This window comes from Nocardioides sp. NPDC127514 (assembly GCF_040302125.1).
In the GTDB taxonomy this organism is placed as follows: Bacteria; Actinomycetota; Actinomycetes; order Propionibacteriales; family Nocardioidaceae; genus Nocardioides.
The window spans coordinates 134,376-148,657 of record NZ_JBEORF010000002.1 but is presented as its reverse complement, the minus strand read 5'-3'; the positions used below and the strand labels follow the sequence as shown (position 1 = coordinate 148,657).

Annotated in this window: 11 protein-coding genes; 8 read left to right on the top strand and 3 right to left on the bottom strand. The window is 69.8% G+C overall.

The annotated features are described in order from the left end of the window. The first annotated feature begins 21 nt into the window (after positions 1-21). From ABTX24_RS02145 to ABTX24_RS02110, 8 genes are all read left to right on the top strand, one after another. The gene (locus ABTX24_RS02145) at positions 22-1,446 is read left to right on the top strand and encodes a fatty acid desaturase (protein WP_350837116.1); all 1,425 of its coding nucleotides are present in this window, start codon (positions 22-24) and stop codon (positions 1,444-1,446) included. Then, positions 1,443-1,637 carry a ferredoxin gene (locus ABTX24_RS02140; RefSeq protein WP_350717053.1) on the top strand — a complete coding sequence of 65 codons (195 nt, stop codon included), beginning with the start codon at positions 1,443-1,445 and terminating at the stop codon, positions 1,635-1,637. Before ABTX24_RS02145 ends, ABTX24_RS02140 begins: the two co-directional genes overlap by 4 nt. Positions 1,638-1,639: 2 nt before the next feature. After that, complete coding sequence (locus tag ABTX24_RS02135; protein WP_350837114.1) at positions 1,640-2,839, top strand: NAD(P)/FAD-dependent oxidoreductase; 1,200 nt, start codon at positions 1,640-1,642, stop codon at positions 2,837-2,839. A 285-nt stretch (positions 2,840-3,124) separates the two neighbouring features. Further along, positions 3,125-6,748, top strand: a complete 3,624-nt coding sequence (locus ABTX24_RS02130; protein ID WP_350837112.1) for a nitrate reductase subunit alpha — start codon at positions 3,125-3,127, stop codon at positions 6,746-6,748. A gap of 22 nt (positions 6,749-6,770) precedes the next feature. After that, complete coding sequence (narH, locus tag ABTX24_RS02125) at positions 6,771-8,435, top strand: nitrate reductase subunit beta (RefSeq protein WP_350837110.1); 1,665 nt, start codon at positions 6,771-6,773, stop codon at positions 8,433-8,435. Further along, the gene (gene narJ, locus ABTX24_RS02120) at positions 8,432-9,088 is read left to right on the top strand and encodes a nitrate reductase molybdenum cofactor assembly chaperone (protein WP_350837108.1); all 657 of its coding nucleotides are present in this window, start codon (positions 8,432-8,434) and stop codon (positions 9,086-9,088) included. Before narH ends, narJ begins: the two co-directional genes overlap by 4 nt. Further along, on the top strand, positions 9,088-9,834 hold the full coding sequence (gene narI, locus ABTX24_RS02115; RefSeq protein WP_350837106.1) for a respiratory nitrate reductase subunit gamma: 747 nt from the start codon (positions 9,088-9,090) through the stop codon (positions 9,832-9,834). The genes narJ and narI overlap by 1 nt, the downstream gene beginning before the upstream one ends. A gap of 9 nt (positions 9,835-9,843) precedes the next feature. Continuing rightward, positions 9,844-11,049 (top strand): MFS transporter, encoded by a 1,206-nt coding sequence (locus ABTX24_RS02110; RefSeq protein WP_350837104.1) that lies wholly within the window; start codon positions 9,844-9,846, stop codon positions 11,047-11,049. A 24-nt stretch (positions 11,050-11,073) separates the two neighbouring features. Here ABTX24_RS02110 and ABTX24_RS02105 read toward each other — a convergent pair whose 3' ends face one another. Genes ABTX24_RS02105 through ABTX24_RS02095 form a run of 3 tightly spaced genes read right to left on the bottom strand, consistent with a single transcriptional unit; the run spans position 11,074 to position 14,281 of the window. Next, positions 11,074-11,943, bottom strand: a complete 870-nt coding sequence (locus ABTX24_RS02105; RefSeq protein ID WP_350837102.1) for a carbohydrate ABC transporter permease — start codon at positions 11,941-11,943, stop codon at positions 11,074-11,076. Further along, positions 11,943-12,872, bottom strand: a complete 930-nt coding sequence (locus ABTX24_RS02100; protein ID WP_350837101.1) for a carbohydrate ABC transporter permease — start codon at positions 12,870-12,872, stop codon at positions 11,943-11,945. Before ABTX24_RS02100 ends, ABTX24_RS02105 begins: the two co-directional genes overlap by 1 nt. A gap of 41 nt (positions 12,873-12,913) precedes the next feature. Continuing rightward, on the bottom strand, positions 12,914-14,281 hold the full coding sequence (locus tag ABTX24_RS02095; protein ID WP_350837099.1) for an ABC transporter substrate-binding protein: 1,368 nt from the start codon (positions 14,279-14,281) through the stop codon (positions 12,914-12,916). Between the last annotated feature and the right edge of the window lies 1 nt (position 14,282).

Here is a 14,282-nt window from a genome sequence, read left to right as displayed (position 1 = left end):
CGACCTCACAGGAGGCAGCAGATGACACTCGACGCCAGCGGCACCGTCGACCGGGGCTCCACGACGACGTGGCGGGACCGGAAGCGCTACCTGTGGCTCCTCGGGCTCGTGGTCCCGTCCTTCGCCTTCATCGCCGTGGGCGGCTACGCGCTGACCGGCTGGGGCGTGTTCCTGTGGACGGGGCCGATCGTGGTGCTCCTCGTGGTCCCGGCCATCGACTTCGCGGCCGGCCTGGACCGCTCCAACCCGCCCGACGACATCATCGAGGAGCTCGAGGAGGACCGCTACTACCGCTACATCACCTTCGCGTTCCTGCCGATCCAGTACGCCGGGTTCGCCTTCGCGATGTACCTGATCGCGACCCAGGAGTGGCCGCTCGCGCACAAGATCGGCCTGGCCCTCACCATCGGCTTCATCGGCGGCATCGGCATCAACACCGCCCACGAGCTCGGCCACAAGCGAGAGAGCCACGAGCGCTGGCTGTCGAAGATCGCCCTCGCGCAGAGCTTCTACGGCCACTTCTACATCGAGCACAACCGCGGCCACCACGTCCGCGTCGCGACCCCCGAGGACCCGGCCTCCTCCCGGATGGGCGAGAACCTCTACACGTTCTGGTTCCGCACCGTGTCCGGGTCGCTCCGGAGCGCCTGGGACCTGGAGGCCAAGCGCTACCGCCGCAAGGGCACCCACCCGTTCCACCTCGGCAACGACGTCCTCAACGCCTGGCTGATGAGCGTGGCCCTGTGGACCGCGATGACGCTGTGGCTGGGCGTCGGGATCCTGCCCTACCTCGTCCTCCAGGCCGTCATCGGCTTCTCCCTGCTGGAGATCGTGAACTACCTGGAGCACTACGGGATGCTGCGGCAGAAGACCACGTCGGGGCGCTACGAGCGGGTGCTGCCGATGCACTCGTGGAACTCCAACAACATCGCGACCAACGTGCTGCTCTACCACCTCCAGCGGCACAGCGACCACCACGCCAACCCGACCCGCCGCTACCAGACCCTGCGGGACTACCGGGAGTCCCCGGCCCTGCCGACCGGCTACGCCGGGATGATCGTGCTGGCCCTCGTCCCGCCGCTGTGGCGCCGGGTGATGGACAAGCGCGTGGTCGCGCACTTCGACGGCGACGTACGCCTCGCCAACGTCCGCCCCGGCCGGCTCGACAAGCTGCTCGCCACCTTCCCGCCGCCGACCACCGAGGCGCCCGCCGAGGAGCTCGGCGACATCACCCGGCAGAGCTTCGACGACGAGGTCGCCGCCGGCCGCTGCCCCGGCTGCGGCTACGTCTACGAGGTCGCGGTCGGCAACGAGCTCGAGGGCTTCGCGGCCGGCACCGCCTGGCGCGACATCCCCGACGACTGGTGCTGCCCGGACTGCGGCGTACGCGAGAAGGTCGACTTCATCCCGCTGAAGGACCACGACCTGAAGGAGGCAGCGCGATGAGCGCCATCGAAGCGGACAAAGCGATCTGCGAGGGCATCGGGATGTGCGAGACCCAGGCCGACGACTACTTCCAGGTCGGCGACGACGGCCTGGTCGAGGTCCTCACCTCCGACGTGCCCGAGTCCGACCGTGGGTACGTCCGGGCCGCCATCGACTCCTGCCCGGTCTCCGCGCTCCGCTTCAAGGGGTGAGCATGTCCACTCTCCCTGACCGTCATCTCCTGATCGTCGGTGCCGGCCTGGCCGGGCTCCGCGCGGCCGAGGGTGCGCGCGGAGCCGGCTGGTCCGGACCGATCACGATCGTCGGCGACGAGCCGCACCCGCCCTACGACCGGCCGCCGCTGTCGAAGGCAGCGCTCCTCAGCGAGGAGCCACCCGGTGTGCCGGTGCTGCGGTCGAGCGAGGTGGTCGAGCAGCTGCGGGTGCGCCATCTGTCCGGGGTCCGGGTCCACGGCCTCGACACCGAGGGCCGGACGGTGACCACCAGCGCCGGAGAGCTCGGCTACGACGCGCTCGTGATCGCCACCGGCAGCGCGACGACGACCCTGCCGGGGCTGACCGGACTCCCCGGCGTACATGTGCTGCGTCGCTACGACGACGCGCTCGCCGTTCGTGCCTCCCTGGCCCGCTCGCGCCGGGTCGTGATCCTCGGGGCCGGGTTCATCGGCTCGGAGATCGCCTCGGCCGCCCGCGCCCGCGGCATCGAGGTCACTGTCGTCGAGGCGAGCGGCCGTCCGCTGGAGCGTGCGGTCGGGCCGCTCGCGGCCGCGCTGCTGATGGGGCTGCACGCCGACGCCGGCGTCAGGCTGCTGACCAGGACGACCGTGTCCGGCGTACGCACCTCCGAGCGTGGTGTCGACGAGGTCGAGCTGAGCACCGGCGAGACCTTGACGACCGACGCCGTGGTCCTGGGGATCGGCGCCCGCCCGGCGACGGCGTGGCTCGCCGGCAGCAACGTCGCCCTGGATCCACGCTCAGGCGGGGTTCTCTGCGACCGCAGCCTCGCCACCAGCGCACCCGAGGTCTGGGCCGCGGGCGACGTGGCGTGCGTCGACGGCGAGCGCAGCGAGCACTGGACCGCCGCCGGCGAGCAGGGTCGGGTGGCCGGCGCGAACGCCGCCGGAGCCGGCGAGCTCTTCACCTCCGTCCCCTTCGCCTGGTCGACCTGGCACGGGCACCGGATCCAGGTCGTCGGCGAGACCACAGCCGCCGACGAGGAGGAGCGCGAGCCCGGGTTCATCGTGTATCGGCGAGACGGCATCGAGGTGGGCGCGGTCGGCATCGACAGCCCAGGGCCGATCGCCCGGCTCCGCCGCGCCCTGGCCGCCCAGGCTCCCTCCCGGATCGAGCCTCACACCGCTTTGGCTGGAGGCATCGCACCGGCTCGGGAGTAGGTCGAGCAGCACAGGCGAGCGTCCTTCGGATGGCGACGGCATCGGACCAAGGTCCTCCGGTGAGGGACGTGAGCCACTGCCGGCGCGCAGGCGTACGAATCAAGGCTGGTGCCACTGGCAGAGGCGAAGGGCGCGGCCGGTGGAAGGACGTGAGCCAGATGCCAGCAGCGGTCGCGTACGAGTCGATGTTCGGCGACACCGCCACGAGAGGGCCTCGCCCAACGGGGGCCGGTTCCGGGCCGAAAGTCCTTGTCCTGACGATGCCGACGGTCGCAAGGTAAAGAGGTGACCGACATCGCGGGTACGGCGTCGCAGGCCCTGCTCAAGGCAGGGAGGTTCTTCACCCGATGGGAGGAGAGCGAGGACGGGCGGGCCGTCTTCCGTCGCGGCGGCCGTCAGGGCGACGTGTTCTACCGGGACCGGTGGAGCCACGACAAGGTGGTCAGGTCCACCCACGGAGTCAACTGCACGGGCTCGTGCTCGTGGAAGGTGTACGTCAAGGACGGCATCATCACCTGGGAGACCCAGGAGACCGACTATCCGAGCGTCGGCCCGGACCGGCCTGAGTACGAGCCCCGCGGCTGCCCCCGGGGCGCCGCGTTCTCCTGGTACACCTACTCCCCCACGCGAGTGCGCTATCCCTACGCCCGCGGCGTACTGGTCGACCTCTACCGCCAGGCGCGGGCCGAGGGGAAGGACCCGGTCGACGCCTGGGCCTCGATCCAGGCCGAACCGGAGAAGCGACGCAGCTACCAGCGCGCCCGCGGCAAGGGCGGCTTCGTGCGGGTCGGCTGGGAGGAGGCGACCGAGATGGTCGCCGCCGCGCAGGTGCACACGATCAAGGCCCACGGGCCCGACCGCAACATCGGCTTCTCCCCGATCCCGGCGATGTCGATGGTCTCCCACTGCGTCGGCACGCGTTACACCCAGCTGATCGGCGGGGTGATGACGAGCTTCTACGACTGGTACGCCGACCTTCCCGTGGCCAGCCCGCAGGTGTTCGGGGACCAGACCGACGTGCCCGAGTCCGGTGACTGGTGGGACGCGACGTACCTGATGATGTGGGGCTCCAACGTTCCCGTGACCCGCACGCCCGACGCCCACTGGATGGCGGAGGTGCGCTACCGCGGCACCAAGGTGGTCTCGGTCAGCCCCGACTACGCCGACAACACCAAGTTCGCCGACGAGTGGCTCCGCCCGCACGCGGGCACCGACGGGGCGCTCGCGATGGCGATGGGCCACGTCATCCTGAAGGAGTTCTTCGTCGACGGGACCACCCCGTTCTTCGAGTCGTACGTGCGGACCTACACCGACCTGCCGCACCTGGTGCGTCTGGAGGCGCACGACGGGGCGTACGTCCCGGGCCGGTTCCTCACCGCGACCGACCTCGGCGACGATGCACCCGAGGCGAGATGGAAGACGGTGGTGATGGACACCACCGGCGAGCCGGTCGTGCCGAACGGGTCGATGGGGTTCCGCTACGCCGACTCCGGTGTGGGCAGATGGAACCTCGATCTCGACGGCATCACCCCGCGGCTCACGATGATCGGCGACGAGCCGGTCGAGGTGCTCCTGCCCGCCTTCACGCAGCCCGACGGCTCCGGCGAGGTGATGCGCCGCGGCGTACCTGCCCGCCGGGTCGGCGACCACCTGGTCACCACGGTCTTCGACCTCATGCTCGCCCAGTACGGCGTGGCCAGGGCGGGACTGCCGGGAGAGTGGCCGAGCGGCTACGACGACGCGAGCGTGCCCTACACACCGGCGTGGGCCGAGGAGGTCACCTCGGTGCCGGCCGAGAAGTGCGCGCGCATCGCTCGCGAGCTGGCCACGAACTCGGCGCAGTCGCAGGGGCGGTCGATGATCATCATGGGTGCCGGGATCTGCCAGTGGTTCCACGGCGACACGACCTACCGGTCGATCCTGGCGCTGCTGATCCTGACCGGCGCGATGGGCCGCAACGGCGGCGGCTGGGCGCACTACGTCGGCCAGGAGAAGTGCCGGCCGATCACCGGCTGGATCTCGCTGGCCAACGGGCTGGACTGGTCGCGACCGCCGCGCACGATGACCGGCACCTCGTTCTGGTACATGCACACCGGCCAGTGGCGCACCGACGGCTACTCGGCCGACTCCCTGGCCACGCCCCTTGCCAAGGGTCATCTTCGCGGGCACACCGCCGACGTGATCGCCCAGTCCGCCAAGCGCGGCTGGATGCCGTTCTACCCGCAGTTCGACCGCAACTCGCTCGATGTCGCCGACGAGGTGGCCGCGGCGGTCTCCTCGCCCGAGGAGATCCCGGCCCACGTCAACGCCGCCCTGGCCTCGGGCGACCTCAAAGCCGCCATCGACGACATCGACGCCCCCACCGCGTGGCCGCGCACGCTCATGCTCTGGCGATCGAACCTGCTCGGATCCTCCGCGAAGGGCAACGAGTACTTCCTGCGTACGCTGCTCGGCACGCACCACAACGTGCTCGGCACCGAGTCACCCGAGACGCCGCGACCGGAGACGATCGCGTGGCACGAGGAGGCGCCGGAGGGAAAGCTGGACCTGCTGGTCAGCGCCGACTTCCGGATGACCTCGACGACGCTGCTCTCCGACGTCGTCTTCCCGGCGGCCACCTGGTACGAGAAGCACGATCTCTCCTCGACCGACATGCACCCCTTCGTGCACGCCTTCTCCCCGGCGATCGACCCGCCCTGGGAGGCGCGTACCGACTTCGAGCTGTTCCACGGCCTGGCCCGGAAGCTCTCCGACCTCGCGAAGACGCATCTGGGGGTCCGGAAGGACCTGGTCAGCGTGCCGTTGCAGCACGACACCCCGGGCGAGACCCCGCTCGACCCGTACGCCACCACGCCCCTGTTCCAGGTGGTGGAGCGTGACTACACCGCCATCGCCGACAAGCTGGCCAGCGTCGGGCCGCTGGCCGACACGCTCGGCTTCACGGTGAAGAACGTGGCCTATCGGGTGGCCGAACAGACCCGAAGGCTGGCTCGGCAGCACGGCGTGATGCCGAGCGGGCCGGCGGCCGGGCGACCGGCGATCGATACCGACGAGCGGATGGCCGAGGCGATCCTGCTGCTGTCCGGCACCACCAACGGTGAGCTCGCGGTGCAGGGCTTCCGCGATCTGGAGACCCGCGTCGGCAAGCGGCTCGCCGACCTGGCCGAGGGTTCGGAGGAGAAGCGGATCACCTTCGCGATGACGCAGTCGGCACCGGTGCCCGTGATCACCAGCCCGGAGTGGTCGGGCTCGGAGACCGGCGGGCGCCGGTACGCACCGTTCACGGTCAACATCGAGCGGCTCAAGCCCTTCCACACCCTGACCGGCCGGATGCACTTCTATCTCGACCACGACTGGATCACCGACCTCGGCGAGGGGCTGCCGATCTACCGGCCACCGCTCGACATGCACCGTCTCTTCGGCGAGCCCCGGCTCGGCGCGGACGGGTCCGCGCAGGTCACGGTGAGGTATCTGACGCCGCACTCGAAGTGGTCGATCCATTCCGAGTACCAGGACAACCTGCTGATGCTCTCCCTCTCCCGCGGCGGCCCGACGGTGTGGATGTCCCCGCAGGACGCCGACGCCATCGACGTCCGCGACAACGACTGGGTGGAGGCCACCAACGCCAACGGCGTGCTGGTCGGGCGCGCGATCGTCTCCCACCGAATGCCCGAGGGGGTCGTCTACGTCCACCACGCCCAGGAGCGCACCATCGACGTACCCCTCTCGGAGGCGACCGGAAGACGTGGCGGCATCCACAACTCCGTGACCCAGCTTCTCGTCAAGCCGACCCATCTGATCGGCGGCTACGCCCAGCTCTCCTACACGTTCAACTACCTCGGCCCGACCGGCAACCAGCGCGACCTGGTCTCGACCATCCGCAGACGATCGCAGGAAGTGACCTACTGATGCCCCGGAGCGGAGCGACCCGATGAGACCGATGGCCCAGATGACGATGGTGATGAACCTCGACAAGTGCATCGGCTGCCACACCTGCTCGGTGACCTGCAAGCAGGCCTGGACCAACCGCGCCGGCACCGAGTACGTCTGGTTCAACAACGTCGAGACCCGGCCCGGTCAGGGCTACCCGCGCCGCTACGAGGACCAGGAGCGCTGGCGCGGCGGGTGGACCCTCACCCGCCGCGGCCGGCTCGAGCTCAAGGCCGGCGGCCGGATCAAGAAGCTGCTCACCATCTTCTCCTCACCCGTGCAGCCCGAGCTGGGCGACTACTACGAGCCATGGACCTACGACTACGCGACCTTGATCGACGCGCCGCTCGGCGACGACTTCCCGGTCGCCCGGCCGAAGTCCCTGATCACCGGTGACGACACCAAGATCACCTGGTCGGCCAACTGGGACGACAACCTCGGTGGCTCCGCGGAGCACCTCGAGAAGGACCCGATCGTCGCCAAGCTCCGGGCCGAATCGAACGCGCAGGTCAAGGCCGAGCTCGAGCAGACCTTCATGTTCTACCTGCCCCGGATCTGCGAGCACTGCCTCAACCCCTCGTGCATGGCCTCCTGCCCGTCAGGGGCGATCTACAAGCGCGCCGAGGACGGCATCGTGCTCGTCGACCAGGATCGCTGCCGCGGCTGGCGCCAGTGCATCACCGGCTGCCCGTACAAGAAGATCTACTTCAACCACAAGTCCGGCAAGGCCGAGAAGTGCACGATGTGCTACCCACGGATCGAGGTCGGGCTGCCGACCGTCTGCTCCGAGACCTGCGTCGGCCGGCTGCGCTACCTGGGACTGGTCCTCTATGACGCCGACGCCGTCACCGCGGCCGCTTCGACCGAGGACGAGCAGGAGCTCTACGCCGCTCAGCTCGACGTGATCCTCGACCCCGATGACCCGTCGGTGCTGAAGGCTGCCCGGGAGCAAGGGATACCGGAGGACTGGCTCGACGCGGCGCGCCGTTCCCCGACCTACCGGCTGATCAAGGACTACCAGGTCGCGCTGCCGCTGCACCCGGAGTACCGGACGATGCCGATGGTCTGGTACGTCCCGCCGCTCTCCCCCGTCGTCGACCTGCTGCGTGACCAGGGCCACGACGCCGAGGCCGCCGGCACCCTCTTCGGCGCGATCGAGGCGCTGCGGATCCCGGTGGAGTATCTGGCCGAGCTGTTCACGGCCGGCGACACCGAGGTGGTGACCGGGGTGCTCCGCAGGCTAGCGGCGATGCGGGCGTACATGCGGGAGGTCACCCTCGGTCGCGAGCCGGCCGAGTCGATCCCTGCGTCGGTGGGCATGAGCGAGGAGGAGGTCTATGAGATGTACCGCCTCCTCGGTATCGCCAAGTACGCCGAGCGCTACGTGATCCCGACCGCCCACGCCGAGCGCGCCCACGAGCTGGAGGAGATGGCCTGCTCGCTCGACTACGACGACGGCCCGGGGATGTACGAATCGGGGCCGCTCGGCGAAGCCTCCGGCCCGCTGACCCCGGTCTCTGTGGAGACCTTCCACGCGCTGCAACAGCGCCAGACCTCCGATGCCCCCGCGTCCGACAGCACTCTCCGCGGCCGCGTCAACCTCCTCAATTGGGACGGCCACGGTCGTCCTGACGGTCTGTTCCCGCCGACGAAGGAGGAGGCATGAGACGCGACTGGCGGGTGGTGCACCAGGTCGCCGCCTGGTGCCTGGGCTACCCCGACGAGGAGCTGATCGCGAAGCTCCCGCTGCTGCGCAGCGCACTCGCCGAGCAGCCCTCATCGGAGCCGGTGCGACTGCTGCGCGGCTTCGTCGACACCCTCGCGAAACAGGACCCGCATGCGCTGCAGCACGTCTACGTCGAGCTCTTCGACCTGCGCCGCCACCAGACCCTGCACCTCTCCTACTGGCGCGACGGCGACACCCGGCGTCGCGGTGAGTCGCTGGCCGCGTTCAAGGCCCGGCTACGAGAGGGGTCGGCCAAGGGCGACTGGCTCGTCAACACCGGCGGCGAGCTGCCCGACCATCTCCCGATGGTGCTGGAGTACGCCGCGCTCGCCGATCCGGCCGGCGGACGGGAGCTCATGATCGAGAACCGCTCAGCGCTGGAGCTCATCCGGCTCTCCCTGACCGAGCGCGGCTCGGCGTACGCCGATGTCCTCGCCGCGGTGTGCGCGACCCTTCCGGGGCCGTCGGCGAAGGACCGCCGCGAGGCTCTGGCCATGGCCCGGGCCGAGCCTCCGCGGGAGTCGGTCGGCATCGATCTGCCCTTCCCGACGAGCCCAGGAACGAGCCCAGCCACGATGATGGGGGCCCGCTAGTGGATACCGCGTTGTGGGGCGTACTCCCCTATCTCTCCGTCGCGATCCTGGTCGCGGGGACGATCTGGCGCTACCGCTATGACCGGTTCGGCTGGACGACCCGCTCGTCCCAGCTCTACGAGTCGCGGCTGCTGCGGATCGGGTCGCCGCTGTTCCACTTCGGCATCCTGGTCGTCATCGTCGGACACGTCGCGGGCCTGCTGATCCCGAAGTCATGGACCGAGGCGGTCGGGATATCCGAGGGCGTCTACCACGTCAACGCGCTGCTCTGGGGAGCGATCGCGGGGGTCTGCACGCTCGCCGGCATCCTGCTGCTCGTCTACCGGCGGCGTACGACGGGTCCGGTCTTCATGGCCACCACCGCCAACGACAAGGTGATGTACGTCGTGCTGGTGGCCGCGATCGTGCTCGGCCTGTGGACCACGCTGGTCAGCATCGGAGCGGGGCACGACGCCCACGACTACCGCGAGACGGTGTCGGTGTGGTTCCGCTCGCTGTTCATCCTCCAGCCCGACGTGGCAGCGATGGCGGCCGCGCCGGTGCAGTTCCACATCCACGTACTGGTGGGGCTCCTGCTCTTCACCATGTGGCCGTTCACCCGGCTGGTGCACGCGTTCACCGCGCCGCTGCACTACCTGTTCCGGCCCTACATCGTCTACCGCAGCCGCGATGAGGCGCCCACCCCACGCAGCCGCCCCGACCGGCCCGGCTGGTCACCGGTCGGCACCTCCGACCGGCACCGTTGAGGAGTTCCGATGCAGCTGAAGAACCTGCTCCTGGCCACTTGGGCCTTCACCATCTCGTTCTGGGCCTGGAACATGATCGCCCCGCTCGGGGTGACCTACACCGAGTCGCTGGGGCTCTCGGCCACCCAGAAATCGGTGCTCGTGGCCACGCCGGTGCTGGTCGGCTCGGTGGGCCGGATCCTCGCCGGTGCCCTCGCAGACCGATACGGCGCCCGGGTGATGTTCCCGGTGCTGATGCTGGCCGCGGCGCCGTTCGTGATGCTGGTCGCGCTGGCGGGGTCGTTGGACTCGTACGTGCTGCTGCTCGTCTTCGGGTTCTTCCTCGGCATCGCCGGCACCACCTTCGCGGTGGGCATCCCGTTCGCGAACGCCTGGTACGAGAAGTCGCGGCGCGGCTTCGCCACGGGTGTCTTCGGTGCCGGGATGGGTGGCACGGCGCTGTCGGCCTTCTTCACCCCACGGTTCGTCTCCTGGTTCGGGTACGTCGGCACGCACGTGATCGTCACCGCTGCCCTGGTCGCATCGGCCGTGCTGGTCTGGTTCACCCTGCGTGACGCACCCTCGTGGCGTCCCAACCACGACCCGGTCGTCCCCAAGCTGGTCGCCGCGGCGAAGCTGCCGGTCACCTGGCAGATGTCGTTCCTCTACGCGGTCGCCTTCGGTGGCTTCGTCGCGTTCTCGACCTACCTGCCCACCTTCCTCAAGGACGTGTACGCCTTCGACCTGACCGCCGCCGGCACCCGCACCGCCGGCTTCGCGGTCGCGGCGGTCGTCTGCCGCCCGCTGGGCGGCATCCTCTCCGACCGCCTCGGGCCCAAGCTGGTCACCGCCGTCGCCTTGGGCGGCGCTGCCGTCCTTGCGGTCGCGATGGCGCTCCAGCCTCCGCTCGAGATCCCGGCCGGCATCGTCTTCGTGCTGATGGCCGCGTGCCTCGGTCTCGGCGCCGGCGCTGTCTTCACCTGGGTCGCCCAGCTCGCTCCACCTGCTCGCGTCGGCTCCGTCACCGGCATCGTCGGCGCTGCCGGTGGCCTGGGCGGTTTCTTCCCCCCGCTCGTTCTCGGCGCCACGTACGACGAGGCCTCCCACTCCTACACCATCGGCCTGCTGCTCCTGGTCGTCGTCGCCGCGGTGGCGGGCACCTACGCCGTCCTCGGCATCCGAAACCGGGACGCCGCCGCGGAGTCGCCGGAGCGACGGGTCCCGGGCGCCAGGTGACCTCGCGACCTGGTCGCGCCGCCGCTATCCCTTCACCGCTCCTTCCAACCCCTCGCTGCGCAGGAAGAGCCGCTGGAAGGCGAGAAAGAAGAGGATCGGCAGCGCAGCGGAGATCGCCATCGCGGCCAGCAGGACCGAGAGGTCGGTGGTCGGCGCGATCGAGGGCAGCCTGACCGCGATCGGCTGCTTGGCCGGGTCGGGCAGCACGATCAGCGGCCAGATGAAGTCCTTCCACGCGGCGAGCACGGCGAAGACCGAGACGACCCCGAGCACTGGTCGCGACATCGGCAGTACCACCGACCAGAAGAGCCGATACGCCCCGGCGCCGTCGATCCGCGCTGCGTCCAGGATCTCGCGGGGCAGGCTGTCGAAGAACCGCTTCATGATCACCACGTTGAACGCCGAGGCGCCGGCCGGCAGGAAGGCTCCGGCGTACGTCCCGACCAGCGACCAGTGCACGACCGGCAGGCTCAGCACGGTGAGGTAGAGCGGGACGAGCAGCAGCACGACCGGCACGAACATGGTGGCGAGCACGGCTCCGTAGAGGATCCGTCCGAACCGCGGCCGCAGCACCGAGAGCGCATAGCCCGCAGTCGCGGCGACCACCACCTGCACGGCCCAGGACCCGGCGGCGATGACAACCGTGTTGACCAGGTAGGCCGACAGGCCCAGCTCGGTCCACGCCTGCGACAGGATCGAGAGATCCGGCCCGTTCGGCCACAGCGAGATCGGCGAGCGCAGCGTGTCCTGGGTGGGCGTGACCGCCGACTTCGCCAGCCACAGCAGCGGCCCGAGGCAGACCACCACCAGCGCCAGGAGCGTCGCCAGCTGTACGCCGCGAAGACCCCAGCGCACCGACGTACGCCGCCGGTCGAGGGAGGAGACGAAGCTCATCAGTCGCCCCATCCGCGAGTCAGCCGGAAGTAGGCCCACGACAGCAGCGCCAGCCCGACCGCCATCATCAGGCTCAGCGCGGTCGCCGGGCCGTAGTCGCCGCCGCCGGTGGTGCTGCTGCCGAAGGCGTACTCGTAGATCAGGAGCAGCAGCGTCAACGAGGCGTGCGAAGGCCCACCGCCGGTGAAGAGGTAGGGCTCCAGGAAGACCTGGGCGGTGCCGATGATCTGCAGGATCAAGGTGATCAGCAGCACCGGGCGCAGGTGCGGGAGGGTGACGTGCCAGACCTTGCCGAGCACTCCCGCTCCGTCGGCCGAGGCGGCGTCGTAAAGCTCCTGCGGCACCGTGGTCAGCGCCGCGAGATAGATGATCACCGTGCCGCCGGCCGCCGCCCAGGTCGCCTCCATCACCAGCGAGGGCAGCACCCAGTCGGCCGACTCCAGCCACGGCACCGGCCCGAGCCCGACCCAGCCCAGGATCGTGTTGAACACTCCCCCGGACCCGGCGTCGTAGAAGGTCTTCCACAGCAGCACCGCCACCGCGGGCGGCACCACGACCGGCAGGTAGGCCAGGCAGGCGTAGAGGCCACGCAGCTTCCGCAGCGAGCTGAAGACCACCGCCATGACCAGCGGGATCGGATAGCCGAAGACGAACGCGATCGCCGCGAAGACCGCCGTGTTGCGCAGCGCCACCGGCAGCAGCGGGTCGGAGAGCACCGTGCGGAAGTTCTCCAGGCCCACCCACTCCGCAGGCCCGACGAGGTTGGTCTCCTGCAGGCTCATCACCACGGTCCGGGCGATCGGCCACCACGAGAACAGCCCGAAGACGAGCAGCATCGGCAGCAGGAAGACCAGGGTCGCGGCGCTGCCGCGCCACCAGCTCGCGACGATGGAGACGAAGGACGTACGCCGGCGAGCCGGCCCTCTCACGAGGGCCGGCCCACCCACCCGGGACATGTCAGCGACCACGCTCAGCCCTTGTCCAGGATCTGCTGCACGGAGGCGTCGGCATCCTTCAGCAGCGCGGGGATGTCGGCGTTCTCGTCGCTGAGCACCTTCTGCACGACCGGGTCGAGCGCGCCGTACACGGCCTGCGTCTGCGCGGGCGGCTCGGCGACCAGCGTGAGGTCAAACATCCTCGAGGTGTAGCCGGTCATCTGCTCCAACGGCACGTTGACGTAGTCCTTCACCCAGCCCTGGTAGGTGGTGTACGACGCCTCGTCGAAGATCGGGAAGGTCGGCGTCCCCACGGGCTGCTCGGCCGCGGTCTGGGTCTTCGCGTCGGCGACGGCGGCGGACTCGTCGGTGTACTTGCGGACCCGGAAGAAGTCCGCCCAGGCCACGGCCGCCTCGGCCTCCGCCTCGGTCGCCTTGGCGCTGACGACGTTGACCGAGCCTCCGCCGAGCGCGCCGGCCTCGGCCGAGTCGCCCATCGGGACCGCGGTGAGCCCGTACGTCTCCGGGTCGATCGCCGAGGTCGTGACGAGGGAGTTGTAGACGTCGGATCCGCTGATGTACATCGCGACCTTCCCCGCCGCGAACGCCTGGTTGATGCTGTTCCAGTCGTAGGAGGTGTTGCCGGAGAACGACTTGTCGGCCCAGCGCATGTCGTGCAGCAGCTGCAGCGCTTCCTCGGTCTGCGGGTTGTCGACGGTCGCGGTGAAGGTGTCACCGTCCTGCGTCTCCATCCGGCCGCCGAGGGCGTAGGTCAGGGTCGTGAGGATCCAGCCACCGGTGTTGGAGCTGGTCATCTCGGCGTACCCGGTGGCACCGGTCTTGTCGTGGATCTGCTTGGCGGCCGCGCGCAGCTCCTCCCAGGTGGTCGGCGGCTTGTCGGGGTCGAGGCCGGCCTTCGTGAACAGGTCGCGGTTGTAGTGGAGCGCGTTGGCGTAGACGTCGGAGGGCAGCCCGTAGACCTTTCCGTCGGTGCCCTGCGCCGCGGCGAGCACCGTCGGGTTGAGCTTGTCGAAGTAGGGCAGCTCGCGGATCTCGGCGTCGACGTCGGCGACCTGCTTGCGCTCGACGAGACCCTTGGTGTCGGTGAACGGCACCCGGAACGAGATCGGCAGCGTCCCGCCGGCGAGCTGGGCGGGGAACGTCTGCGCGTTCCACTGCCACTCCACCGGCTTCACGGTGATGTCGGGATGCTCCTTGTTGAAGGCCGCCGCCTGCGCCTTGACGGCGTCGATCGTGGCCTGCTTGTCGCCGGGGCGCCAGCCCTCGACGGTGATCGTGACGCCGTCGCCGTCGTCCGACGTCTCACCGCAAGCGGTGAGCGAGCCGAGCACGACAGCCGCGACCGCGGCGAGCGCGACGCTGCGCAACCGAGTGGTTCTCATG

Excerpts from the sequence above, each read along its gene's own strand:
- ABTX24_RS02145 (WP_350837116.1), top strand. The coding sequence starts at position 22 with ATGACACTCGACGCCAGCGGCACCGTCGACCGGGGCTCCACGACGACG.
- ABTX24_RS02140 (WP_350717053.1), top strand. The coding sequence starts at position 1,443 with ATGAGCGCCATCGAAGCGGACAAAGCGATCTGCGAGGGCATCGGGATG.
- ABTX24_RS02135 (WP_350837114.1), top strand. The coding sequence starts at position 1,640 with ATGTCCACTCTCCCTGACCGTCATCTCCTGATCGTCGGTGCCGGCCTG.
- narH (WP_350837110.1), top strand. The coding sequence starts at position 6,771 with ATGAGACCGATGGCCCAGATGACGATGGTGATGAACCTCGACAAGTGC.
- narJ (WP_350837108.1), top strand. The coding sequence starts at position 8,432 with ATGAGACGCGACTGGCGGGTGGTGCACCAGGTCGCCGCCTGGTGCCTG.
- ABTX24_RS02110 (WP_350837104.1), top strand. The coding sequence starts at position 9,844 with ATGCAGCTGAAGAACCTGCTCCTGGCCACTTGGGCCTTCACCATCTCG.
- ABTX24_RS02105 (WP_350837102.1), bottom strand. The coding sequence starts at position 11,943 with ATGAGCTTCGTCTCCTCCCTCGACCGGCGGCGTACGTCGGTGCGCTGG.
- ABTX24_RS02095 (WP_350837099.1), bottom strand. The coding sequence starts at position 14,281 with ATGAGAACCACTCGGTTGCGCAGCGTCGCGCTCGCCGCGGTCGCGGCT.